The 25,578-nt window shown below is 37.6% G+C and carries 19 protein-coding genes, 3 rRNA genes and 1 pseudogene; 1 reads left to right on the top strand and 22 read right to left on the bottom strand.

The window, feature by feature from the left end; all coding sequences use genetic code 11:
- Positions 1-103 precede the first annotated feature (103 nt).
- The gene (locus H9L01_RS06815; protein ID WP_187533213.1) at positions 104-1,621 is read left to right on the top strand and encodes a bifunctional metallophosphatase/5'-nucleotidase; all 1,518 of its coding nucleotides are present in this window, start codon (positions 104-106) and stop codon (positions 1,619-1,621) included.
- Positions 1,622-1,731: 110 nt separating this feature from the next.
- Here the strand turns inward: H9L01_RS06815 and tnpA (H9L01_RS06810) are convergent, their stop codons facing one another.
- The 22 genes and pseudogenes from tnpA (H9L01_RS06810) to H9L01_RS06705 form a co-directional block, all read right to left on the bottom strand.
- Positions 1,732-2,187, bottom strand: a complete 456-nt coding sequence (tnpA, locus tag H9L01_RS06810; protein ID WP_187533212.1) for an IS200/IS605 family transposase — start codon at positions 2,185-2,187, stop codon at positions 1,732-1,734.
- 240 nt (positions 2,188-2,427) lie between these two features.
- A complete protein-coding gene (gene tnpA / locus H9L01_RS06805) occupies positions 2,428-2,883 on the bottom strand; it encodes an IS200/IS605 family transposase (protein ID WP_187533212.1) in 456 nt (151 codons plus the stop codon).
- A gap of 285 nt (positions 2,884-3,168) precedes the next feature.
- Positions 3,169-3,306, bottom strand: a complete 138-nt coding sequence (locus H9L01_RS06800) for a hypothetical protein (protein ID WP_187533211.1) — start codon at positions 3,304-3,306, stop codon at positions 3,169-3,171.
- Between the two features lie 166 nt (positions 3,307-3,472).
- Positions 3,473-4,003, bottom strand: a pseudogene (gene cysE, locus H9L01_RS06795) (serine O-acetyltransferase).
- 10 nt (positions 4,004-4,013) lie between these two features.
- Positions 4,014-4,616, bottom strand: coding sequence for a deoxynucleoside kinase (locus tag H9L01_RS06790; RefSeq protein WP_246448945.1), 603 nt, complete (start codon positions 4,614-4,616; stop codon positions 4,014-4,016).
- Between the two features lie 122 nt (positions 4,617-4,738).
- Positions 4,739-5,665 carry a helix-turn-helix transcriptional regulator gene (locus H9L01_RS06785; RefSeq protein WP_187533209.1) on the bottom strand — a complete coding sequence of 309 codons (927 nt, stop codon included), beginning with the start codon at positions 5,663-5,665 and terminating at the stop codon, positions 4,739-4,741.
- Positions 5,662-6,210: a hypothetical protein gene (locus tag H9L01_RS06780; protein ID WP_187533208.1), complete on the bottom strand. Its 549-nt coding sequence runs from the start codon at positions 6,208-6,210 to the stop codon at positions 5,662-5,664. The genes H9L01_RS06785 and H9L01_RS06780 overlap by 4 nt, the downstream gene beginning before the upstream one ends.
- Positions 6,211-6,281: 71 nt before the next feature.
- Entirely contained in the window at positions 6,282-6,935 is a 654-nt protein-coding gene (locus H9L01_RS06775) for a DUF1361 domain-containing protein (RefSeq protein WP_187533207.1), read from the bottom strand.
- 103 nt (positions 6,936-7,038) lie between these two features.
- Positions 7,039-7,752, bottom strand: coding sequence for a glycerophosphodiester phosphodiesterase family protein (locus tag H9L01_RS06770; RefSeq protein WP_187533206.1), 714 nt, complete (start codon positions 7,750-7,752; stop codon positions 7,039-7,041).
- A gap of 1 nt (position 7,753) precedes the next feature.
- Positions 7,754-9,016 carry an MFS transporter gene (locus tag H9L01_RS06765; protein WP_187533205.1) on the bottom strand — a complete coding sequence of 421 codons (1,263 nt, stop codon included), beginning with the start codon at positions 9,014-9,016 and terminating at the stop codon, positions 7,754-7,756.
- Between the two features lie 123 nt (positions 9,017-9,139).
- The gene (locus H9L01_RS06760) at positions 9,140-12,313 is read right to left on the bottom strand and encodes a hypothetical protein (RefSeq protein ID WP_187533204.1); all 3,174 of its coding nucleotides are present in this window, start codon (positions 12,311-12,313) and stop codon (positions 9,140-9,142) included.
- 7 nt (positions 12,314-12,320) lie between these two features.
- Positions 12,321-13,373, bottom strand: coding sequence for a WxLIP family cell surface protein (locus H9L01_RS06755; protein WP_187533203.1), 1,053 nt, complete (start codon positions 13,371-13,373; stop codon positions 12,321-12,323).
- A 7-nt stretch (positions 13,374-13,380) separates the two neighbouring features.
- Complete coding sequence (locus H9L01_RS06750; protein WP_187533202.1) at positions 13,381-14,094, bottom strand: WxL domain-containing protein; 714 nt, start codon at positions 14,092-14,094, stop codon at positions 13,381-13,383.
- 277 nt (positions 14,095-14,371) lie between these two features.
- On the bottom strand, positions 14,372-15,637 hold the full coding sequence (locus H9L01_RS06745) for an extracellular solute-binding protein (RefSeq protein WP_187533201.1): 1,266 nt from the start codon (positions 15,635-15,637) through the stop codon (positions 14,372-14,374).
- Between the two features lie 15 nt (positions 15,638-15,652).
- Positions 15,653-16,933 (bottom strand): MBL fold metallo-hydrolase, encoded by a 1,281-nt coding sequence (locus H9L01_RS06740; protein WP_187533200.1) that lies wholly within the window; start codon positions 16,931-16,933, stop codon positions 15,653-15,655.
- A complete protein-coding gene (locus H9L01_RS06735) occupies positions 16,917-17,735 on the bottom strand; it encodes a carbohydrate ABC transporter permease (RefSeq protein WP_187533199.1) in 819 nt (272 codons plus the stop codon). Before H9L01_RS06735 ends, H9L01_RS06740 begins: the two co-directional genes overlap by 17 nt.
- A gap of 1 nt (position 17,736) precedes the next feature.
- Positions 17,737-18,621: a carbohydrate ABC transporter permease gene (locus H9L01_RS06730; protein ID WP_187533198.1), complete on the bottom strand. Its 885-nt coding sequence runs from the start codon at positions 18,619-18,621 to the stop codon at positions 17,737-17,739.
- Positions 18,621-19,694 carry an ABC transporter ATP-binding protein gene (locus H9L01_RS06725; RefSeq protein WP_187533197.1) on the bottom strand — a complete coding sequence of 358 codons (1,074 nt, stop codon included), beginning with the start codon at positions 19,692-19,694 and terminating at the stop codon, positions 18,621-18,623. Before H9L01_RS06725 ends, H9L01_RS06730 begins: the two co-directional genes overlap by 1 nt.
- Before the next feature lie 242 nt (positions 19,695-19,936).
- Positions 19,937-20,050 (bottom strand): 5S ribosomal RNA (gene rrf / locus H9L01_RS06720).
- Positions 20,051-20,126: 76 nt separating this feature from the next.
- A 23S ribosomal RNA gene (locus tag H9L01_RS06715) occupies positions 20,127-23,033 on the bottom strand.
- A 292-nt stretch (positions 23,034-23,325) separates the two neighbouring features.
- Positions 23,326-24,866 (bottom strand): 16S ribosomal RNA (locus H9L01_RS06710).
- Together the 16S, 23S and 5S rRNA genes form the textbook arrangement of a ribosomal RNA operon.
- A gap of 165 nt (positions 24,867-25,031) precedes the next feature.
- On the bottom strand, positions 25,032-25,565 hold the full coding sequence (locus H9L01_RS06705) for a DUF402 domain-containing protein (RefSeq protein ID WP_187533196.1): 534 nt from the start codon (positions 25,563-25,565) through the stop codon (positions 25,032-25,034).
- Positions 25,566-25,578 lie beyond the last annotated feature (13 nt).

Here is a 25,578-nt window from a genome sequence, read left to right as displayed (position 1 = left end):
AATTGAACCTTTTTGTACCATCAAAAGTTAAATATTTAGAAAGTTTAACGCTTATCGAGAATATATGATCGTTTTTTTGATATAATGTGACAAGGTGATAAATATGAAACTAAATATTATAGTAACAACAGATATACACGGGAATATATTCCCTACTAATTACACAAGTCGTGAGAATATTGAATCTTACGGTTTGAGTCGCATTAGCACTGCCATTAAAGAAGCACGCCTGAAAGGACCTATTCTACTTCTTGATAACGGTGATTCCTTCCAAGGAACTCCGATTCTTACCTATGCACATATGCATCCAAATGAGTATATGAATCCAATGGCACAAGCATTTAATGCTTTAAATTATGATTATATTAATCTTGGAAATCATGACTTCAACTACGGTCCTGATATCCTTAAAAAATACATTCATGAAAACAAAGCAAAACTTCTGACATCAAATGTTCTTCTCAATGGTGAACCTATTGGTCAATCTCAAATCATTGATTATCAAGGAAAAAAGATTGCTCTTATTGGTGTGCTTACACACTACATTCCTAATTGGGAACGTCCATCACATATTGAAAATTTTGAATTTAAAGATGCTTATGAAACGATGAAATCCGAAGTTGAAAGACTTAGAGACCACGTTGATTTCGTAGTTGGAATGTATCACGGAGGTTTAGAACGTGATCCTCAATCTGGAGAACCAACAGAACGTTTAACCGGTGAAAACCAAGGTTACGAAATGACACAAATTAAAGGTCTTGACCTGCTTCTTACGGGTCACCAACACCGAAGCCTCAGTGAGGTTGTTCATGGTGTTCCGATTACACAATGTGCTTTTAAAGGTCAGGAATTCGCAACTGCATCTATTGATTTAGATAGCCGCGAAATTCATACTGAACTTCACCAGACGAGTGACTACGCGATTGATACAGATTTACTTAGACCGTTTGATACATTGCAAGAAACAGTTCAAGAGTGGCTAGATCAGCCAGTAGGATCACTTCAAGATGGTCCCCTTCATATCGAAGATGAATTTGATGCTCGTGTACACAAACATCCGCTTGTATCATTGATAAATCAAGTTCAGTTAGATCGTGCTCAAGCTCAGTTATCCTCTGTTGCTCTATTTAATGGAACAAAAGGGTTTAACCAAACGATTACGATGCGTGACCTTGTGAGTACTTATCTTTATCCAAACACATTAGTTGTAAAGAAAATATCAGGTAAAAACCTAAGAGAAATGCTTGAATTCACAGCGCATTACTTTACGCTCGATAACGATGGAGAAATTATTGCTTCGCCTGAATATGTAAGCCCTAAACCACAACACTATAACTATGATATGGTTGATGGTATCGATTACACCATCGATGTTTCGAAGCCACGCGGCTCACGAATTACATCACTTACCTATCAAGGGCAAGCGGTGAAGGACGAAGATTCATTCAAACTCGTAACTAATAACTACCGCGCTATGGGTGGTGGAAACTACACGATGGTTTCTGAAAGCGAGACTCTTGAAGAAATTCAAGAAGAAATGATTGATACAATCATGGAATACCTCGTTAAATACTCACCTGTAGTTGTGAATCATTCTGATAACATTACCGTTATCAAATAAATATCTACCCGTATAACGGGTAGTTTTAGTATCGCCCTAGAAGGGCTTCCTGCTCACGACCCCTAAAGGGGTTTTTTCATTGAGACTGACAACCGCTATTTCATTGCTTACTATCCCTTAAAGGGATCAATATATTCTCGCTTTGTCATTTCATCTCGTAGCTTATCTTCTGTCTCTTGGCTTCTAATGTAGTTCTCAATTGTTTTCTGATTAAGTCCTACTGTACTCACATAGTATCCCTTTGCCCAGAAGTTTCTATTTCCTTGTTTATATTTGAGATTTGCATGCCTATCAAAAATCATCAATGTACTTTTACCCTTAAGGTATCCCACAAACGCAGATACCGATAATTTCGGTGGTATCTTCACCAACATATGAATATGATCTACACATGCATGGGCCTCAATGATTTCTACATCTTTCATTTCACATAACTTTCTTAGAATTGATCCGATGTCTATTCTAAGTTTCCCATAGATTACTTTGCGTCTATATTTCGGAATAAACACAATGTGATACTTACAATTCCATCGAGTATGTGCTAAACTATTTTCACTTGGTACCAAGTTATTACCTCCTTGTTTATATTTGCGATTGTCAGTCACATTTATAATAACATGGAGGTTTTTTTCTGTTACAACTCTATAAGTTTATGTTCTCACACGCATAGCGTGTGGTTTTCTAAAACGATAATAAATATCTACCCGTATAACGGGTAGTTTTAGTATCGCCCTAGAAGGGCTTCCTGCTCACGACCCCTAAAGGGGTTTTTTCATTGAGACTGACAACCGCTATTTCATTGCTTACTATCCCTTAAAGGGATCAATATATTCTCGCTTTGTCATTTCATCTCGTAGCTTATCTTCTGTCTCTTGGCTTCTAATGTAGTTCTCAATTGTTTTCTGATTAAGTCCTACTGTACTCACATAGTATCCCTTTGCCCAGAAGTTTCTATTTCCTTGTTTATATTTGAGATTTGCATGCCTATCAAAAATCATCAATGTACTTTTACCCTTAAGGTATCCCACAAACGCAGATACCGATAATTTCGGTGGTATCTTCACCAACATATGAATATGATCTACACATGCATGGGCCTCAATGATTTCTACATCTTTCATTTCACATAACTTTCTTAGAATTGATCCGATGTCTATTCTAAGTTTCCCATAGATTACTTTGCGTCTATATTTCGGAATAAACACAATGTGATACTTACAATTCCATCGAGTATGTGCTAAACTATTTTCACTTGGTACCAAGTTATTACCTCCTTGTTTATATTTGCGATTGTCAGTCACATTTATAATAACATGGAGGTTTTTTTCTGTTACAACTCTATAAGTTTATGTTCTCACACGCATAGCGTGTGGTTTTCTAAAACGATAATAAAAAAAAGCCGAGAATATCTCGGCTTTTAATTAGCAAAATTTTAGGTTATTAGATAAAAAGTGAGGTAAATGCACGGAAAACACGTTGTGGAAAGCTTTCGTTTTCATCAACGATAATTACTTTCTTGTTTTCCATTTTTTCGCCATACTTCTCAACTAGTAAGTCTTTTGCTTCTTGTTCGCGAGAATGATTTTGAATATATTTTGCTGTTTGTACGCCGACAAATACAGCCCTGCTGCGACAGCTGTCATTGCAGTAAATTTAATGATAGTACCTTTATTGTTTTTTGCCATTTTACAATACCTCCTGATATTATTCTATCTTTATCGACTCTCAATGTAAAGTCTGCTAATTTATAAAGTGCTAAATAAAAGCATAAATGTTGTGATAAAGCACTCCTATTGATACTTTAAAACATTGTGAAAATTATATGAACATTTTTATACAAAAAGAAGAAGGCTATATTTTGCCTTCTTCAGTACACTTATTTCTGATTGTTCGTGCAGGTACACCTGCAACAATATCGCAATCCGCTACATCTTTTGTCACAACAGAACCAGCGCCAATCACCGCGTGATCACCAATATGGATAGCACCAATAACTTGCGCTCCTGCACCAATATGAACTTTATTGCCTAAAGTCGGATGACGTTTCCCTACCTCGCGAGATTTTCCTCCCAAGGTAACGCCATGGTGAATCAAGCAATCATCACCAATGATTGCTGTTTCGCCAATTACGACACCATTTCCATGATCGATTACAAATCATCTTCCAATTTCTGCTCCTGGATGGATTTCAATTTGCGTTAAGAACCGTCCTATCTGAGAAACAAGACGCGCAAGAAAATAAAGATGGCAACGATACAATGCATGTGCTATTCGATAATAGAACATCGCATGATATCCTGGGTACAGTAAAATAACTTCAAATATACTGCGAACAGCAGGATCATGTTGTTTGTAAGCTTTTGCGGTCTCTAACCATCTCATAGGAATAACCTCATTCTAAAGTGCTTAATTTTTCTGATATTAACTTTAAGACATAGAGTCTGTCTTCTTCATTGTTTTCAAAGTCCAGATTATCAACATTAATTTTTAACATTGGAGACAATTCGTATTGATCAAAATATTCTGAATATTCATGATTCAATTTTTCCCAATACTCACGTTCAACAATTTGTTCATAATCACGACCACGTTTTTGAATACGTTTCATCGCTTCATCAACACTGATTTCTAAGTAAATCATAAGTTTTGGAGTATGAACATGTTCTAACATGTTTTGTAATAATTCTGAGTAAATTTGAAATTCTTCATCCGACATTTCATCGTTGATGTTTAGCATTCTGGCAAAAATTGCATCACCATAAATACTACGATCCATAACGGCTTTTGAAACATCTTTCGCTTGTTTAATATGTTCGAATCGTTTATTCAAGAAGAAAACTTGTAAAGGGAATGAATAACGATTACGATCGTGATAAAACTTATCCAATACTGGATTGTCGACAACAGGCTCCTCAAATTCTTCATATCCTTGTTGACCTAAAATACGCATGAGTGAACTCTTTCCGACACCCACGACTCCTTCAATAACTATCATATCGTAAACCTCTCTCTTAGACACATAATCTAGCATTTTTTTATAATTAAAATCCATGTGGCACCACACCTCTATGTTTGATTGCAACTATAAGTTTAGTATGGCACGTTTAAAAAAGCAAGTCATTGTTTGTATCTTTCGATTATTTCTTGAGCTTCTTGATAAAGCCAATCTTTTAACCAGACGGGTTCTATTATTGTGATATGACGTGCACTTCTCATCACGAAATTTTTAACTGACATTTCATTTGGAAATTCCACTTCTAATTTAAAACGATGATCATCTAACCAGGTGATTGTTTGGTTTTTTCCCCAGATATATTCACTTAAATAATCCTGATCAGTAATGAGTAATTCGGTCATAACAGGTTGGATTTTGTATCCGTAGTCAGAAAGAACTTGTCTTGAAGAGGTGTTTTCATCTTTTAGGAATGTACTTTCTAATATCGTAACATCATTGATTTTGTTTATTTTCAAACTGAGATAGCGTCCTTTTTCATCATACCCAAACACATACCATAATTTATTAACCAAAACGAGTTCATAGGGCTCAAAACGATATGTTTTTGTTTCACGGTGATTCTTATTATATTCAAGAGTAACGCGATGACAAGATTCAATGGCTTGCGTTAGTGTAGTTATGAAGTTTTGATATTTCTCGGGATCAATATTTAGGCGAACGGATTGAAAGGATTCAACCATACTAAGTTCTGGATAATCAAGCTGTCGTGAAAGTTTTGAAACTGCACGCACAAAATCTCGACTTTGGGTCGAGTTTTGATGCATGACAAGTGCCAATGCTTGCTTCAATATTTTACGTTCTTCAATGTTAAATTCAATAGGATGAATTTGAGTTTGATATTTTAATGTATACCCTCCATTAGGGCCCATTTTAGTATCAATATGATATCCTACAGACTCCAAATCATCTTTTAACCTCTGAACTGCTCGAGTCGATATTTCGAGCGTATCCGCAAGTTCATCTAGGGAGACTACCGATCGTGCGGACAAGATGTCCAACATTTGTAAAGCATTGGTCAAACGACTCATAGTAATGGTGTTCCTTTCACAATATAGCAACGTGTTAATAAATCATCAAATTCTGAAGCCTCTCGAGCAATTTTGGATAAGCCACCTAGCGACAATTCTGGTATAACAGATGCAACTTCTACCACACATTGACGTGATAAGAGCTCACCACGGTGAACCATTCCCGTAAATTCAATTCCTGTATATTCTTGATTATAGATAATTTCAAAATTGAGCTTTAAATCACGACTCACCGTTAACAAGTTAGGTTCACGACTTCCAAAATAGTCATAAAGCGTTTCAGCTCCATCAACAATAAGCTCGCATGCATTTAAACGTGATGTTGTGACTGTATAGTCAAGTGCATAGGTTTGATTATAGCGAAGTTCATTGTAGAAATCTTGAGCATCATGTGCATCTTCAAAACGAAGCGTAACTTGCACTGTATCAGAGAACGATAATCCAAAACGTTCTGTAAAACGATGAGACTGATTATTAATAAATGATGTCACATCATTTCCTTTCAAATTCATTGCGAAATCTTTAACACTGTATCCTTTATTCATCTTGATCACCTCTTGAACCTAGTATAGCATCTATATCGGACAGTTAGCGTCGTATACTATGAATTGAGGAATTATTTTCGATTTGCCACAACAAATTCATAAACATAATATAAAGCAATAATCAACATCATATACGAGCTTACAAATTCTACAGCAAAAGGAACGGTCATATCCGATAATTTTGCAAGTATTGTCATGGGTTTGAAAATATCCCAAGAGTAAAGGCGTAAAAAGCGTCCAAGATAAATACCCAGAGCGTTCAAGAACGAAACTAAAATAACCGCGAGCGTATATTTTGGTGTTCCAACTTCAAAATAATGTCTAATTACGCGGCGCATTGCAACTAAGCCAAACAGTACTCCTAAGAATACTGAAAATACAATTTGAATAATTCCCAGCCATGCCATGATATTGGAGTTATATGGGAGCTGATAATTATTGGCAGTTGGAATGTAAAAATTAAACATATTAACATGAATTAGATCCGTGAACATATAAAAGGCGTTGGGAAGCATTATTATCCAAAGAACAACCCAAATAGGTTTCCACTTGATTGATTCTTTGGCAACAAGACTCGCGAATAACAATGGAATTGCACTCAAAAAAAGATTCCACAACATCGCAGTGTGAATATTATATTCAAAAGGATTTACGATAATTGTTACTACAACATAATATAAAATAATGGGTACCAAGTATCGATATTTTTTTTGCTTTGAATTCATAATCACTAACTCCTTACTTCTGTATAATTCTACCATGCTTCACAACGAATATTCCAATTTCTGTAAAGTTCACACAACTTATTGAACCAGCAAAAGGAGTCACTTATGACTCCTTTTTATCAGGATTGAAAAATTCAAAAATCTGAGCATCATAGAATGTTCTTTCTTCACCTTCATGAATCGTCCACCCCACTAGTTTTTTTGAAAATGTTTTATAATACCATGTTCCAAATTTAGTTATGCCCATGTGCTTGGAAAGTGCACAAAAATGAGGACTTGTACCAAGATTAGTAAGCATGGTTGGCATAAATATTTTAAGTGGTAGTGATTTATATTCTTTATAACTTAAGAAGAGTTGTCCTCTAATTATTTCAGGATGATTCTTTTTAAACCATTTTACAATTCGCGGGTCAAAGGATTCGACACAATAATCACCCGTATAGTTTTGAAGAAGTTCCCAACTCTTTTTACAAAGGGATTCATTGTGTGAACCTAACGACTTCAATTCCACAATAAGAGGGACCTGTCCCTTTACAAGATTCAATACCTGTTCAAACCGAGGTATCGCTTCACCGTATATACGAAGTGCATCAATCTCGTCTGAATTAAGCTCAATAAACTGATGTTCATTCCCGGTCATTCGTTTGAGATTATCATCATGAAAGACATAAACTACACCATCTTTACTGAGTTGTAAATCGAGCTCAATACCAAAGCCATGTTCAATTGAATTTTGAAATGCGCTCAACGAATTCTCTGGAATACTCTGATCTTTCGTGTAATAACCTCGATGCGTAAAATATCCTTTTATTTCCATCTTAAGCCTCGTCAATATGATACGAAGACAACTTAGCATCTCCATGTTTTACACGTGTCATAGTAAATAAAGATGCGAGAACAAAGAAAGACGCATATGGGAACAAGACGTGGTAGCCAATAACATCAAATAGGAACCCCGATAAAATAGGTGTGATAATTTGAGCAGACATCGAGAACGTATAATAAAGTCCAGTATACTTACCAACATCTCCTCCCGTAGTCATTTCCAATACCATTGGTAATGAGTTTACGTTGATTGCAGCCCACCCAAAGCCCGCTAGAGCAAAGTTAACGTACATTAGAGGCGAGAACCCATCGCGATAGAAAAACGCCGTAGCAAACGCTGTGAGGAGTGATAAGATCCCAAGTTGAATTGTTTTCTTTCGTCCCATTTTTGTTCCCAAGATGCCAATCGGAATAAAACATACAATTGCTGAAATGTTTGCGACAAGTAAGATATTAGATGCTTGGCTTTCAAGCAAATGAAGCTCATTAACAGCATAACGCGAGAATGCGGAAATAACCGCATTATATCCCATAAACCAAAGACTGATTGAAATTAAGATATAGGTCAAACTCGACTTAACATCTGCTTTCATCTCTCCAGACTCTGTCACAAGTTCTTCTTCAGCATGGACGTGTTCACTGATTGATTCCATTTCTTTACGCCAACGATTCTCTCTTACAAATAAAATCATGATAAAAATCGACACTGCCATAAATAAAGCAATACCTATGAAAATAGGATATTGGTTACCAGAAAATTTTTGTGGAGACAAGAAATTTAGCATGAGCAAGGCAATCATTCCCCCAACCGCACCCATAAGGTTAATAATTGCATTTCCTTTAGATCGCATTGGTTTTGGGGTAACATCAGGCATTAACGCAACAGCAGGACTTCTGTATGTTGACATTGCTATAAGAACTACTAAAAGACCAATCACAAATAACCATAATATTTTCTCATTAGCTGCGAATGGAATTATAATTAAACTGATTACTGCCACAAAAGTTCCGATTACGATAAAGGGCATTCGCTTCCCATATTTCGTATCCACTTTATCCGAGAGTGCCCCAAAGAACGGAAGCATGAATAAAGCAAGAATATTGTCCAAAGACATAACGAATCCAGCAATAGTGTCAGAAACACCAAAGGTATTCGTTAAAATTAACGGAATAAGAAAATCATAAAGTTGCCAAAAAGCAGAGATACTCATGAACGCAAGTCCTATTAAGACCGTTCGTTTTGTATTTAATTTCATAAAATCTCCTCCATCATCTTATCTCCATTGTACGCTATTAACATGTGAAAGATGTGAAATTAATAATTTCTTTACATTTTTTTACAATCCCCTCAAAAACAAAAAAGTAGTGATAAGAAATCACTACTTCGCTTGTAATACCCATTCTAACGATGCTTCATACGGAGTATTAGCGTAAATTCGATTATAATTCTCAATGTATAGTTGAATTCCCTCATTCGATTCCCAGATAACTTCAGTATTACTGGAATAATCAAGTCCCGTCGTTTCATAGACCGTTACAAGTTCTTCACCAATAGCATTCTTGTTAACGTGTAATGCTTTATCAAGACGTGATTCAGGACGGCCACTAATTTGCAGTGGTTTTATGATACGAACACTTAATTTCCAACCTGTTTTATTTAATCTGTTGTCCTCAATCGCAATCTTCATCTGTGAATCACGATCATAATAATTAGGTCCCGAATGCAATTCAATTTCTGGAAATGATATTTGCGTTGGAATCTCAAGAATACTTAGATCACCATCCACATGATATTGAACATCTGAATTACGATATAAATTATCGCCAAACGAATCCACTCGATATTTGTCATTACTTACACCATGTGGCAACTGTGTATCAACATTACCATTTTCATCAGCATAGGTATCAAAAGTAGGTTTTGATGCAAGTTGCACCCATGAACCAGGATTAGTTTTTAATTTCAACTTGTTGAGACTTTCTGTGTTCTTAGGAACATCCAACATCATATTTCCCATTGAAATAACCTCTTGGTTATTAAATGTTAGATTATCATTGATACTAATTGTATCTGTAGACGGTGTGGATGTTTTGTCAAATGTTGGATCGCCTTTTGCACTGATACTACCACTTACATTAAAATTACGATAATCATTCATTACGAAGCGATGTGCGCCTCCCAGAGTAGCATCAGGATATGTTGTGAAGGTTGGTTTGGAATCCCAAGTATTAATTTGTTGGGTATCAATATCAAATTTCGTTCCAGATGATCCAAAATTAGTACTTCCAGAATAATTGATAATATTCAAATATGCAGGAACGGAACCTGTACTTACAAACTTAACACTCGGCGTATTAAATACATTTGTATATCCCGAATCAGCAGTATCAATCGTTATACGAGAATCAATAAATTCAAATTTACCATATCCATCTGTATAAAACACATTAGTACGTGGCTTGCTTTCTTGTTCCGGATTACCAATTACAAATTTTGCCGTACTATTTTCAAAGATATTGTCACGATAAATTGTAATTCCTCGACTTGCTGTACCCCCTTCAAGAACATTGATATCAACATTTGCATTATCTCTATTGATAAAATAAAAGGAATATAGAACATAGTTAGAGATTTGATTTGCCCGGATTTTAATATTGCCGCCTTCATTGATAAATGAATCCTTATTAGATATTTCAACTCGAATTCCATACGAACCAACTGTATCTGCACTTAAATCTACATTACCATAGTTATAGAAGTAATGACGAGAATAGATTAAATCACGTCCCACTGCACCGCCATTAACTTTAATACTACCTTTATTAATTATGGTGTTACTGTTGTTAATAAAAGAGTTACCCAATTTTGTAGTCTTCAAATCAATTTCTTTTAAATTGGTAAGATTTGTTGAATTGATAACGTCTGATGATGATCCAGTAACTTCTTGAACATTAACCTGAAGTACTCCATCATTTATAAATTCCGTAACATTAACAACATGTCCAGTCGTAATCTCTGATTTAATATCAATTAATCCAGTATTCGTTAATGATGTTTTCGAATAGAGAACATTTCCCGACACCTTGTTACTAAGTAGTTTTACATCTCCTGAGTTTTCGAAAATTGATGTTGTGAAACTATCTGAAGTAATTTCATTAATATTGGCATCTATTATTCCTTTATTTTCCATGCGTTGAGATGAGTTAACAACACTACTGCTTTTTTCACTCAAAACTGTAATTGTCCCTGAATTTTTAAAGGTCGTAGTAGATAATACATTTGAGGTAATAGTTCCTACATCTATCTTGAGTTTTCCAGTATTATCAAAGGCACTTGAACTAATGATATTACCAGTTAATTTATCTGCATTGAAGTTAATGTTCCCATAGTTATCAAAAGAACCAGTAGTTACAATTCCGCCTACAGTTTTTTCTCCCGATACAGCTATACCATTTATATTAACTACAGTTTTATCCGTAATAAGAACGTTTGCTTTCGAGCTACTTAAAATTGGATTGGCAGAATAAATATTTTGTTCCTTCTCGCCAGCAATAATAAAGAGTTCAGTTGCGGCAAAAACAGGTTCCTTCATATCCGGGCTTGTTGTAATAGTATTTGTTTCAGTTAAATATACTTCTCGTGCACTTGCTACTTGTTCTGTGGATACTAACCTAGCAGTAGTAACATTTACGTTAGAATCTCTGAAAACCACAGCACCTTTAGGAAGTGCTGCAACCTTTGGTCCAGTATAATCAACAAAGCTCAATTCAAAAGTCACATTAGCATATTTGGAAGTGAAAAAACCACTCTTGTTTTGACCTACAATATTTACGTTTCTAATAAAATTTGTGGATTGATCGCCACTAGCTGTATAACGAATTGTATCGGACTCCGTAGTTCCACCATATTCGTAAAATGTATGTATGACTTGTGTATTTGGATTTTTTCCATCAAGTGAAAAGGAATAGCCGTTAGGTATCGTGATTCCACCTTTGGTACCAACAATATCTGACCCTAAGTAAAAAATAGTTTTCTTCTGTCCGTTAACCATACCACCAGCTTCAATGGCACTTTTTAATTGTGCGAAAGAAGTAACAATCATAGCATTCGAAGAAATAGCTTTCGCCGCAAAATTTTGCGGTCTTTGTGGTGATTGTTCTGTCATAGTTCTATTTATCAACTCTGAATTATTATCACTCAAAGATTGTACTGATTGGTTCACATCAATACTCTTCAGTTTTTCCTCGATTTCTGGATCCAGTTTTTTTTCTACTGCTTCATCCACCGGTTCCGGATTTTCACTCTCGCTATTAACATTTTCATGTTCATCCGTTTTCGATTCTTTGTCAGTTGCCTTATCATTCATATCGAGCTGAGTCTCTGCCGCACCACTTTCGGATTCGTTTCCAAGTTTGATTTCAGTAGTTTTAGTATCAGCATAGATTGGCATAGCATTAGAAGGATGCTCGCGTAACACAGAAAAACCACTAACAACCAATGCGATTGTTAATGCAATTAAGATATGTCTTGTTTTTCTGATTGTACGCTTCATAATTCCCCTATTTTTGATTTTTCATCTTTTTCATTTTGTAATATAAGTATAAAACAATGAGTATTAATAATATTACGACTGAGAATAAAATAATTATCATAGTGTTGTTTTCAGTTGGTGTTTGAGCATTTTCATTAAGTGTCTTAGCCTGAGGCGCTTCAACAGTATGTTTTTCTTGCCATTCCCATTCATCATCACCACTTGTGATTTTTAATTTAATATCATATGTTCCCGGTTCAAGTTTTTTTCCTTCTAAATCATATGCAATTGAAAACTGCGTATTCGGAAGTATACCGCCGGTTGTCTTATGTATTTTCGCAACTATATCACTTTTGTTTTCGTGTGTTACAGTTCCATCAATTGTAAGATCATTCATTACCACAGGTCGATCATTTTGAATTACTGAAATAAATTTAGGTACCAATTGTATCATCTCTGTATCAGATTTAATATAATTTAGATTTTTATCTACAGTATTTTCATTCATTCGAACTTGTAATGCAAGAAGATATGTCGTTCTACTTACAATTTCAAATTCTTGTTTGTCATCTTTTTTTGTATCGTTATCTATCGTATCTGCAGTAACAGTAATCCCACCCACTGATACACCATCAAATGTTTCTTGCGGAGCTTTAACGGTGACGGTAACTGTTTTTTTATCATGTGGTTGAATTGTTAGTTCTTTATCTGAAATTTGAGCCATTTCAGTCATCGGCGATTTCATCGACACATCTGGTTTTTCAACATTGAGGTATGACTTCTCTGCATTTAGAGATGTCGTTCCATTCTGAAATTCCAGCGACGCGAGCATCGGTTTATCCCCTTGATTCACAACATCAAACGTTAATGTTTGTTCCATATTTGGGGTCATCATTAGATCAAAGTAACCTACATTTTGATCATATTGATTTTCTGGTAGATGTGGTTCAATGTAAAACGCACCATAGGCATCTGCATGCACAGACGACAATGGTGCGATAAACATTGTTATAAACATCGCACCAAGCGTAAACATTAAAGCAAATGTTGTTTTAACTCTGTTATGTTTATAAGCTTTCATTAATTTTTTATGGTTGTTGACCTAAAGTCCAATTAATCTCTGCTTGATAAGCTTTAGCACGAGCGTCTTTCGTGTTTACTTCTAGTTTTACTTTACTGTTTGTTTTACCTGAATCATCTTTTAACCATTTCATGATCCATGTTCCCATACCTTGGTTTTTAGCTGCATCCATTACTGTTACAGTATCAGTACCGCCACCAACTAAAGTGATTTTTGATGTACCTGTAGGAGCTGCAGTAATTTCTGGATCTGAAGATTGAACTTGTCCATTTTCAAGATAAATCTTTGTACCTTTCAATGTATGTTCGTCTGCGGTTCCTTTACCAGTTACAAAGTCTCCCATTTTTGCTGATAATGTCCAGCCTTTACCAGTAGCACTACGGTCAGATACTTGAACGTAAGGTTTTACTGAAGTAGCATCAACTACTTTAGTTGTACCATCAATTTCGACTTCTCCAAATGCTAGATGTGGTACGTAGTCAATAGTGATAGGTCCTTTTGATCCTGTTTCGTGTCCATCTCCTGGGTCTACTGGATCTAGCGGTTTCGTAGGATCTGTTGGGTCAACAGGTTTCACCGGATCTGTTACATCAGGTGCTTTAAACGAAACTGTAGCGTTTGAGTTTGCACTATCTTCTTTCTCTCCAGCCATAATTGGCGCAACAGCAAAGCCGGAAATAATGAGGCTAAAAGCTGCAATCTTTAATATATTTTTTTTCATGTCTCCACTCTTTCTTTTCTTGACACATGCATAATATCATTTGGTATTTTTACAAATGTGTAAGAATTGTGTATGAAATGTGTAAGTTAAAGAAATAATCATTATTTAAATAAATAACACTCTAAACCCCATTTAAGAATGCGCTTTCTTCATATTCAAACCATCGTTTGTGAAGTACGTAACAAACTTAATAATCAATACACAACTTACAATTATATATAATAAAAGACAGATAATTGTACTTATCTGTCTTAAATGTATAAATAATGTTATGAAACTATTGTTTCCAAGTTGCTTCAAATTCAGCTTTTGAACCTTCAAGAACTTTTTTCACATCAGCGTTTTTATCTGAAAGAATTTTTTCCATGATATTACGTGATGATTGGTATGCAGGATCTGAGTTTTCAACTACTGGTAAAGCAAAGAGATTATCTAATGTGTTACCAATGATTGCTGGAATCTTAGAATCTGTAGTGTTCTTGTATTTGTCATCATTGAATACTGATGTACGTGCAGGCATGTAACCTGTGTCTAAAGCAAATTTCATTTGTGATTCTTTAGATACTAAGAATTTCATGTATTGGAATGCTGCAGAACGTTGTTCTGGTGTAGCTTCCGCAAACATGTATAAGTCAGTACCTTGTTGTAAGTTTTTCACACTTGGACGTGGAGCAACACCGTATTCGATATTTTTTCCTTCGATAGCTTTTTTAACGTGTGATTCCCCTGCCATTGAACCAATGTTCATAGCAATTTTACCATTTCCAAATACAGCTGAAAGATATTCACCTTTATTTGCAATTTGGAAGTAACCTTCTTTAATACCATCATGGTAGTATTGAGCTACTTTTTCACTTTGTGGGCTTGTAATATCTACATCTTTGTTGAATTCAACACCTTCGTTTTTCATACCAATAACGTAGTAGTTATTTAATGAATCGAAACCAGCTCCAACAACTTCACCATTTGATTTTTCATAAATTGTTTTTGATGCTGCTGCAAGTTCTTCCATTGTTTTTGGAACTTCAACACCGTATTCTTTTAGCATACCTTCGTTGTAGTATAGAACTTCAGTTGATTTGTTGAAAGGCATTCCATATTGTTTATCATGAATTTTAGCACCATCTAAGAATACTTTTACAATATCATCTTTGTCAGCGATACCAATCGTCTTGTGATCCATGTATGGTTGTAAGTCAACAAGCATGTTTTCTTCTGAAATACTCCAGAACCAGTTTGGATAACCTTGAGTCATTGTAGGTAAGTCTTTTGGTGATGTAACTGTTGCATTAATTTTTGCTTGTAAATCAGGATATTTTGTTTGATTTTGTAATACAACTTTAATATTCTTATTTTCAGCCATAAATTGCTCAGTTAACTCTGTTAATGATTTTTCTTGTCCACCATTCATTGCGTGCCAGAATGTGATTTCTGTTCCTTCTGGTACTTTATCAATGATTGTATCGTCAGATGATCCTGATCCTTTATTAGAACATCCAACTAACATAAATACTGCTAGTAAAGCTACTAAATACTTTTTCATTTTATGTATTCTCCTCTAGATAACTTGTCCTCTTTCAGGTAATAGTCGTTCACCGTGTTCATTCTCTAAAAGATCGGGTCTTAATGAATGAATCGGAACGAGCAGTTTCGGTTGAATTAAGTTCACAATCTTATTTAAATCTTCTGGGAATGCATGACCTGAACATGCAATTCTTACGAATTCAACATTGTGACTCTTCAACAATTCAATAAATGGTAAATATGCTGGATCGAACTCTCCAAGCGGTGTTGCGTCGCTATGGATGTAGATACCACCTCCTTTAAGATTTTCAAAATTAGATACAGCCTGCCATAAATAACGACCTTCGTCTGCGATTAAATCTTGATAATTAACTTCGAGTTTTGGATCGAGTTTATCTGATTTAAAATCGTGAATATAATATTTACAATTCATATCTAAACATTCTTTAAGTATATACGCAAACGATGCTTCAAGGACCACTTCTCGTGGACTTGATTTCACGATTTCCGCAATACGCTTAACATTACCAGGATAGCAATTAAATGTTATTTGCTTATCTGGGTTTGTATCAACAATATCTAAAATTCGGTTTAATAAATCTTGTTCGCTATTTATACGATTTAAATTACGAGATGGATCCTCTGGAAAACTGATTGATACACCTTCGATAATTAATACATCTGTATCACGCGCTTGTTCGCAGAAGTTTAATGAATCTTCTACATCAAATCCGTGAAGTCTTAAATCACCTGTATAAGCAATTTTTAGGTCTGGAGTTTGAATCAGTAGTCCGCATGCGCCATATGCATCATGATCAACACGACTTAATTCTACTTTAATATCTCCAACCTGAATAACTTCATGGTTCTCACATCCAATGATATCACGAGTATACGTATCCTTCAAATGTGCATTTGGTAAGAGGAAGTCATTTTTCGCATTGAGACTTTCTACTAACACCTTTGTTTCTTTAAGGGCATAGAGTGGAATGGATTGATCCAAGTAGTTCAACATTCTTGTATGATCCAAATGACAATGACTCACAAACACAGCAGTGTGGTTATAAGTTCCGGTTGATTCATTTGGGTAAACATAACCAAAGTTCTGATCATACATACCCTCAAGATGAGGTACGAGACGATATTCAAGAAGTTCTTCTAATGATTCGTTTTTTAAATTAAGCTCTGGTTTAAATTCAGTACCAAAGTCAAAGAAGATATGTGCATCTTCATAAGCAACTTCGATAACTGTACCCCCAATAGTCATCATACCACTGTGGAATGTTATCTTAGTTTTTTTATCCTTTAATACCATTTTTTGATACTCCTCGAATAATTTCTTTTCTAAATACAAAATAGACGATCAGAATTGGAATAATGGTAAGTGTAGCAGCTGCCATTTGCAAGTGAACATCACTACCACTTTCTGAAGTAAAGGCTGCAAGACCGTTATTTAATAGTCGATATTTACTATCGTTAGTAACGAGCAATGGCCATAGGAATGAGTTCCAACCTGAAATAAAGCTTAGAATTCCTACAGTAACAAGTGCAGGTTTTGCAAGTGGAATCATAATTTTACGAATAAACTCAAGATCAGTACAACCATCAATTTTTGCTGCTTTATAATACGAACTTGGAATACTCTTTAAGTAACCTTGTAAGTAATAAATGTAGAAAACACTTGCAAGTGATGGAATAATCAAAGCGTAATACGTATTAAGAAGTCCCATTCTCGCGATGGTTTGATAGTTTGTAAAGACTATGGATTCGTAAGGAATCATCAATAGTGAAATCATAATTGTCAGTACAAGACCTTTTTGCTTAAACTCAAGTTTTACAAGAGCGAATGCAGCAAGTACTGATGTAATCAAGATTCCTGCCGTTGTAATCAATGAAACAAATACTGTGTTAAAGAAGTAACGAACAAATGGAGCCTTCTCAAACACTTCAGCATAGTTCGAGAAATTCAGAACTTGAGGCCAAAATGTTGGCGGAATACTTGTTGCTTCTTGATATGTCATGAGTCCCGCTAATACCATGTAGATAAAAGGGAATACTGTCATAATAGCCAGTAAAGAAATAAAGATTATTGAAATAATATTAATAAAACGTTTCATGTTAATTCTCAACTTTCTTTATCAATTTATTTTGAATGAATGTAAAGATAAGAATCACTACGAAGAGGATTACTGTTGCAGCCATCGCGATACCAGGACGTCCAGCAACATGGAACTTATCATAAATATAGAATACTGCGGTTGAAGCACTATTCGCTACACCTGCAGTTCCTCCAAATAAAGCATAAACTTGCGAGTATACTTTAAAGGCACCAATAAAGTTTACAGTTAATAAGAACGTAACTGTTGGGATGAGTTGTGGCATGGTAATCTTTTTAAATTGTTCCCATTTTGTAGCGCCAAACATATCCGCAACTTTATAGTATTCAGGATTAATATTTCTTAATCCTGCTAACAGAATAATGATGTTGAAGGCAAGTCCTGACCAAACACCAAAGATAATTAGTGTTGTTACACTTGTTGAAGTGCTATTAAGCCAGTTAACACCTGGTATTCCAAAAAAAGATAACAAGTGGTTAATAATACCATAATCACCATTAAACAAATATCTAAACACAATCCCAATTGCTAATGTACTTGTAACATAAGGAATAAAGAATGTTGTTTCGAAGAAATTTTTATGTTTAATTTTTTCAAAAATAAGCCATGAAATGACTAACGATATAATCAATGCAATAGGAACAACAATAAAGGCATAAATTGAAGTATTCTTCATTGCTGTGTGAAATACAGGATCGGTTAATACAGTTTTATAGTTATCTAATCCAGTAAATGACAGTCTTAGTAAACTACCTTTTTGAAAAGACAACCAAAAAGAGCGGAACAACGGATAGATTGTAAACATAGTTACAATAATCATTGCTGGCATTAAATAAAGCCATGCTTTAGGTTGATTTTCAGCACTGTACTTGTGGAAGCGTTTCATTAGTAAACCCTCTCGCCATTTTCATCAAAGATAAACATACGGGAGTAGTTAAAACTACATGAAATTGTATCTCCTTCATCGATTTGTTCTTCAATAGGAACAATTGATTTTGCATGAAGTTCATTTAAACTAAAGTTTAAAATACGTTCACGGCCAATTAGTTCAACTGTTTCTGTATTGACAGAGAACAATGGGCTTTCACTATTAATTAGAACATCCTCAGGACGAATCCCAATTTGGTAATGACCATCTGGCATTTCACCTTTAAAACGATCTGCTACTAGATTTGTTCTATCAAATTCGAATGAATCCGCAACAATTTTTCCATTCTTCACTTCAACTGGAATAATATTAATAACTGGGTTACCAATAAACTTAGCTACGAATAAATTTTTAGGTTCTAAATATAAATTTTGTGGTATATCATGTTGTTGAATTACACCTTGATCCATAAGAACAATTTTATCACTAATGGATAATGCTTCTTCTTGGTCATGGGTAACAAAGATAGTTGTAATTCCAACTTCTTTTACGAGACGACGAATTTCTTCACGAATTTTCAAACGAAGACGTGCGTCAAGATTACTGAGTGGTTCATCCAGTAATAAGACATTTGGATTTTGTACTAAAGCACGTGTAATCGCAACACGTTGTTGTTGTCCTCCAGACATCGTACCTGGTTTTTTATTTTCAAGTTCTTCAATACTTGTAAGAGCCATAAACTTACGGGCAATGACTTCTGCTTCCTCTTTAGGTATTTTCTTGCTACCAACTCTTAATGGGAACATAACGTTCTCTAATACTGTCATATGTGGATACAATGCATAGTTTTGGAATACAAAACCAATATCACGGTCTTTAGGGTGTTTATCGACAACAGTTTCCCCATTAAACAATATATCTCCATCGGTTGGATCTAATAATCCAGCAATCAGGTTCAGAATAGTAGTTTTACCACATCCTGAAGGTCCAAGAAGACATACTAAGTCTCCTTTTTCAATTTCAAAGTTTACACTCTTGAGCGCTTCAAAGCCATTATCAAATACTTTCCTCAAGTTTTTGACTTCTATCATTAAATTTCCTCCTACATTTGAAACTCAATGTTGCCATTAATATTTCAATTATAAACTTTCACTACTCCATTATTATACCAAGATTATACGTATCATGCATTAAACAATCGCAACAATTTAATATAAACATGTGAATCAGCTATCAATTCATACATTACAGTTCTCTAATTGATAGAAAACAGGTTTTATCTTATAAATTTACAAGAAGACATAAAAAAAGACATCCATAAGGATGTCTAATTACCTGGCAATGAGCTATCTTCACTAGCGCTGGGCTAGATATTGTCGCCGCTAAAGTGCTTAACTTCTGTGTTCGAGATGGGAACAGGTGTGACCACTTCGCTAGAATCACCAGATCCTGGCATTGCTGAGAGATAATCTCTCAAAACTGAATAACAGAAATTTCGATATCTTTTCGAATGTTGTCTTTGTGTGATTAAAACCTCGACCTATTAGTATCAGTCAGCTACACATATCACTATGCTTCCACCTCTGACCTATCAACCTGATCGTCTCTCAGGGGTCTTACTACTTACGTATGGGAAATCTCATCTTGGAGTTGGCTTCGTGCTTAGATGCTTTCAGCGCTTATCCAGTCCATACTTAGCTACCCAGCGATGCTCTTGGCAGAACAACTGGTACACCAGCGGTATGTCCATCCCGGTCCTCTCGTACTAGGGACAGCGCTCCTCAAATTTCCTACGCCCACAACAGATAGGGACCGAACTGTCTCACGACGTTCTGAACCCAGCTCGCGTACCGCTTTAATGGGCGGACAGCCCAACCCTTGGAACCTAATTCAGCTCCAGGATGCGATGAGCCGACATCGAGGTGCCAAACCTCGCCGTCGATGTGAACTCTTGGGCGAGATCAGCCTGTTATCCCCAGGGTAGCTTTTATCCGTTAAGCGACGGCCCTTCCACGCGGAACCGCCGGATCACTAAGCCCGACTTTCGTCCCTGCTCGACTTGTAGGTCTCGCAGTCAAGCACCCTTCTGCCTTTACGCTCGTCGATTGATTTCCAACCAATCTGAGGGTACCTTTGGGCGCCTCCGTTACTCTTTAGGAGGCGACCGCCCCAGTCAAACTGCCCACCTGACACTCTCCCGGATCCGGATCACGGACCGCGGTTAGAATTTCAATCATACAAGAGTGGTATCCCAATGGCGACTCCACATACACTAGCGTGCATGCTTCATTGTCTCCCACCTATCCTGTACATGTAGGATCAAAATTCAATATCAAGCTACAGTAAAGCTCCATGGGGTCTTTCCGTCTAGTTGCGGGTAACCGGCATCTTTACCGGTACTAAGATTTCACCGAGTCTGCTGCCGAGACAGCGCCCAAATCGTTACGCCTTTCGTGCGGGTCGGAACTTACCCGACAAGGAATTTCGCTACCTTAGGACCGTTATAGTTACGGCCGCCGTTCACTGGGGCTTCAGTTCAATGCTTCGATCGAAATCTAACACATCCCCTTAACCTTCCAGCACCGGGCAGGCGTCACCCCCTATACTTCGTCTTGCGACTTCGCAGAGAGCTATGTTTTAGTTAAACAGTCGCTTGGGCCTCTTCACTGCGGCTCCCTTTTACAAGAGCACCCCTTCTCCCGAAGTTACGGGGTCATTTTGCCGAGTTCCTTGGCAACAGTTCTCTCGCTCACCTCAGGATTCTCTCCTTGCCTACCTGTGTCGGTTTTGGTACGGGCCAATATATGATTAACGCTAGAAACTTTTCTTGAGAGCTGGCATCGGTTCCTTCGCTACTTCCTCACGGGTTCGCTCCTCATTACGCCTTTGCATTGTAAGACGGATTTGCCTATCTTACTGCTCCTTCGCTTAAACCAGCACTTCCAGTCGCTGGCAAAACTTAGCCTTCTCTGTCATTCCTTCACTCATATATCGGGTACAGGAATATCAACCTGTTGTCCATCGACTACGCTTTTCAGCCTCATCTTAGGTCCCGACTTACCCAGGGAGGACGAGCCTTCCCCTGGAACCCTTAGGCAATCGGTGTGTCAGATTCTCACTGACATTTCGCTACTCACACCGGCATTCTCACTTCTATACGCTCCAACGCTCCTTACGGTACATCTTCAACGCTGTATAGAACGCTCCCCTACCACTTGCATTTAATGCAAATCCGCAGTTTCGGTATCATACTTAGCCCCGGTAAATTTTCGGCGCAGGGTCACTCGACTAGTGAGCTGTTACGCACTCTTTAAAGGATGGCTGCTTCTGAGCCAACCTCCTAGTTGTCTGTGCATCCCCACATCCTTTTCCACTTAGTATGAATTTTGGGACCTTAACTGGCGATCTGGGCTGTTTCCCTTTCGACTATGGACCTTATCACCCACAGTCTGACTGCCAACTACCATCCACTGGCATTCGGAGTTTGATTATATTCAGTACCCCGAGATGGGGCCATCATACATTCAGTGCTCTACCTCCAGTGGCCTTCCATTGACGCTAGCCCTAAAGCTATTTCGGGGAGAACCAGCTATATCAAAGTTCGATTGGAATTTCTCCGCTAGCCACAACTCATCCGCTGGCTTTTCAACGACAGTCGGTTCGGTCCTCCATTTGGTTTCACCCAAACTTCAACCTGGTCATGGCTAGATCACTTTGTTTCGGGTCTACCACAATGTACTATTTCGCCCTATTCAGACTCGCTTTCGCTACGGCTCCGTCTTTTCCAACTTAACCTCGCACATTATGAGTAACTCGCCGGTTCATTCTACAAAAGGCACGCCATCACCCATTAACGGGCTCTGACTTCTTGTAAGCATACGGTTTCAGGTTCTATTTCACTCCGCTCCCGCGGTTCTTTTCACCTTTCCCTCACGGTACTGGTTCACTATCGGTCACTAAGGAGTATTTAGCCTTACCGGGTGGTCCCGGCTGGTTCCGACAAGGTTTCTCGTGCCTCGCCGTACTCAGGATACCACTAGAGTAATCGCCGCTTTCGTCTACAGGGTTTGCACCTTCTTTGACTGGCCTTTCAATGCCATTCGACTAACTTTGATTAATCCCACGTTGTGGTCCTACAACCCCATCACGAAGATGGTTTGGGCTCTTCCCGTTTCGCTCGCCACTACTCAGGGAATCACATTTTGTTTTCTTTTCCTCTTGTTACTAAGATGTTTCAATTCACAAGGTTGCCTCATCATAAGCTATGTATTCACTTATGTGTAGTACAGCATAACCTGTACTGGGTTTCCCCATTCGGATACCCCCGGATCGTTGTGTACGTACCACTCCCGAGGCGTTTCGCCGTTCGTCGCGTCCTTCTTCAGCTCTTAGTGCCTAGGCATCCACCGTACGCCCTTACATATTTAATCACATGTAATTTCGCGCCTGATCTATTTAAAATCAGTTTTTTATGTTTATCGCTTGATAAACGTGTGTTCGCTTATTTTTTTATTGCTTAAGTTACTGTTTGTTTAACTTGATGTAAATCTAGTTATTACAACTATTCGAAAAGATATTCTGTTGATAACTTTTAATGTCTATCTATCTCTTCTGTTATTCAGTTTTCAAAGATCATTCATTTCTGAGATGCTTACAGCCTCTCAAAACTAAACAGGAAACTATTTTGTCAATTTCACGTCTTTCTAAAATATTACTCCTTAGAAAGGAGGTGATCCATCCCCACCTTCCGGTAGGGATACCTTGTTACGACTTAACCCCAATCATCGGTCCTACCTTCGACGGCTCCCTCCCTTTACAGGGTTAGGCCACCGGCTTCGGGTATTACCAACTCTCATGGTTTGACGGGCGGTGTGTACAAGGCCCGAGAACGTATTCACCGCGGCATGCTGATCCGCGATTACTAGCGATTCCGACTTCATGGAGTCGAGTTGCAGACTCCAATCCGAACTGAGACGTACTTTCTGAGATTCGCTCCACATCACTGCTTCGCTTCCCTCTGTATACGCCATTGTAGTACGTGTGTAGCCCAGATCATAAGGGGCATGATGATTTGACGTCATCCCCACCTTCCTCCGGTTTATCACCGGCAGTCTCTCCAGAGTCCCCAACTTAATGATGGTAACTGAAGACAAGGGTTGCGCTCGTTGCGGGACTTAACCCAACATCTCACGACACGAGCTGACGACAACCATGCACCACCTGTATCCGCCATAACTATTACATATCTCTATGCTTTTGCGCGGTATGTCAAGACCTGGTAAGGTTCTTCGCGTTGCTTCGAATTAAACCACATACTCCACCGCTTGTGCGGGCCCCCGTCAATTCCTTTGAGTTTTACGCTTGCGCGCATACTCCCCAGGCGGGATACTTATTGCGTTAACTACAGCACTGAATTCTATCCAACACTTAGTATCCATCGTTTACGGCGTGGACTACTAGGGTATCTAATCCTATTTGCTCCCCACGCTTTCGAGCCTCAGCGTCAGTTACAGGCCAGTTAGCCGCCTTCGCCACTGGTGTTCCTCCATATATCTACGCATTTTACCGCTACACATGGAATTCCACTAACCTCTCCTGCACTCTAGTCTACCAGTTTCTATGGCATCACGGGGTTAAGCCCCGAACTTTCACCATAAACTTAATAAACCGCCTGCGCTCCCTTTACGCCCAATAATTCCGGATAACGCTCGCCACCTACGTATTACCGCGGCTGCTGGCACGTAGTTAGCCGTGGCTTTCTGGTAAGGTACCGTCATAGTACGAGCATTCCCTCTCATACTTGTTCTTCCCTTACAACAGAGCTTTACAACCCGAAGGCCTTCTTCACTCACGCGGCGTTGCTCGGTCAGGGTTTCCCCCATTGCCGAAAATTCCCTACTGCTGCCTCCCGTAGGAGTCTGGGCCGTGTCTCAGTCCCAGTGTGGCCGGTCACCCTCTCAGGTCGGCTACGCATCATCGTCTTGGTGAGCCGTTACCTCACCAACTAACTAATGCGCCATAAGCCCATCTCTTTGTGTTGTATCCCAACTTTAATTAATCGAAGATGTCTTCGATTAACGTATCCGGTATTAGCAGACGTTTCCATCTGTTATCCCAGGCATAGAGGCAGGTTGCTTATGTATTACTCACCCGTTCGCCACTAAGTTTCGAATCTAGCAAGCTAGTTTCTAACTTCGTTCGACTTGCATGTATTAGGCACGCCGCCAGCGTTCATCCTGAGCCAGGATCAAACTCTCCATTTGATTCTTTCTCATTTTTTTAACTCTGACGAGTTTGTTTTGTTTTGTTTTTATTTACTTGAAATTGACGTTTCCTGTTCAGTTTTCAAAGACCGTTGCATTCGTTATTTCCTGAATGCCTTATTATCATACAATGATAAATGACGGAAGTCAACAACTTCCGTCATTTTATTTAAATTCTTTTACTGAGAAGTATTTATCGAAATAATCATGAATGATTTCATCATCAAATGGATAGCCTTTTGTCTTTGCAAGCCACATGAGTCGATCTTTTTCTTCAGTAACAATCTCTATGATTTCAGAAGGATAGTTCATTTTCTTTTGATGAACTAAGAATTCATCTTCATCTAAGAGAATGCACTTCCCGTCAGGGAACACTTTCACATCTAAATCATAATCAATATTCTTGAGTGCTTCGCCGTCAAAGACATTAGGTGAAGCAAGATTGCAATAATAGTAGACTCCTTTATTCCTAATCATTGAGATAACGTTATACCAACGATCGAAATAATAAAAACAAATTGCGGGTTCTCGTGTAAACCAGCGTCTACCGTCTGATTCAACAACCCATGTTTTGTAAGTAATTAACACTACTTTTTCATCATCAACATCTAAAACTGTTCCACTTGACCAAGTCCTATGTAGTGACCCATCATGTTTATAGCTTTGTATATAGATGACTTCTCCAACTTTTGGTACCACAGCGACACTTCCT

Source organism: Erysipelothrix inopinata (genome assembly GCF_014396165.1).
Classification (GTDB): domain Bacteria; phylum Bacillota_I; class Bacilli_A; order Erysipelotrichales; family Erysipelotrichaceae; genus Erysipelothrix; species Erysipelothrix inopinata.
Note: the sequence above shows the minus strand (reverse complement) of the source record. Positions and strands in the feature narration are given on the sequence as shown.

Excerpts from the sequence above, each read along its gene's own strand:
- H9L01_RS06815 (WP_187533213.1), top strand. The coding sequence starts at position 104 with ATGAAACTAAATATTATAGTAACAACAGATATACACGGGAATATATTC.
- H9L01_RS06800 (WP_187533211.1), bottom strand. The coding sequence starts at position 3,306 with ATGGCAAAAAACAATAAAGGTACTATCATTAAATTTACTGCAATGACA.
- H9L01_RS06790 (WP_246448945.1), bottom strand. The coding sequence starts at position 4,616 with ATGATAGTTATTGAAGGAGTCGTGGGTGTCGGAAAGAGTTCACTCATG.
- H9L01_RS06785 (WP_187533209.1), bottom strand. The coding sequence starts at position 5,665 with ATGAGTCGTTTGACCAATGCTTTACAAATGTTGGACATCTTGTCCGCA.
- H9L01_RS06780 (WP_187533208.1), bottom strand. The coding sequence starts at position 6,210 with ATGAATAAAGGATACAGTGTTAAAGATTTCGCAATGAATTTGAAAGGA.
- H9L01_RS06775 (WP_187533207.1), bottom strand. The coding sequence starts at position 6,935 with ATGAATTCAAAGCAAAAAAAATATCGATACTTGGTACCCATTATTTTA.
- H9L01_RS06770 (WP_187533206.1), bottom strand. The coding sequence starts at position 7,752 with ATGGAAATAAAAGGATATTTTACGCATCGAGGTTATTACACGAAAGAT.
- H9L01_RS06765 (WP_187533205.1), bottom strand. The coding sequence starts at position 9,016 with ATGAAATTAAATACAAAACGAACGGTCTTAATAGGACTTGCGTTCATG.
- H9L01_RS06760 (WP_187533204.1), bottom strand. The coding sequence starts at position 12,313 with ATGAAGCGTACAATCAGAAAAACAAGACATATCTTAATTGCATTAACA.
- H9L01_RS06755 (WP_187533203.1), bottom strand. The coding sequence starts at position 13,373 with ATGAAAGCTTATAAACATAACAGAGTTAAAACAACATTTGCTTTAATG.
- H9L01_RS06750 (WP_187533202.1), bottom strand. The coding sequence starts at position 14,094 with ATGAAAAAAAATATATTAAAGATTGCAGCTTTTAGCCTCATTATTTCC.
- H9L01_RS06745 (WP_187533201.1), bottom strand. The coding sequence starts at position 15,637 with ATGAAAAAGTATTTAGTAGCTTTACTAGCAGTATTTATGTTAGTTGGA.
- H9L01_RS06740 (WP_187533200.1), bottom strand. The coding sequence starts at position 16,933 with ATGGTATTAAAGGATAAAAAAACTAAGATAACATTCCACAGTGGTATG.
- H9L01_RS06735 (WP_187533199.1), bottom strand. The coding sequence starts at position 17,735 with ATGAAACGTTTTATTAATATTATTTCAATAATCTTTATTTCTTTACTG.
- H9L01_RS06730 (WP_187533198.1), bottom strand. The coding sequence starts at position 18,621 with ATGAAACGCTTCCACAAGTACAGTGCTGAAAATCAACCTAAAGCATGG.
- H9L01_RS06725 (WP_187533197.1), bottom strand. The coding sequence starts at position 19,694 with ATGATAGAAGTCAAAAACTTGAGGAAAGTATTTGATAATGGCTTTGAA.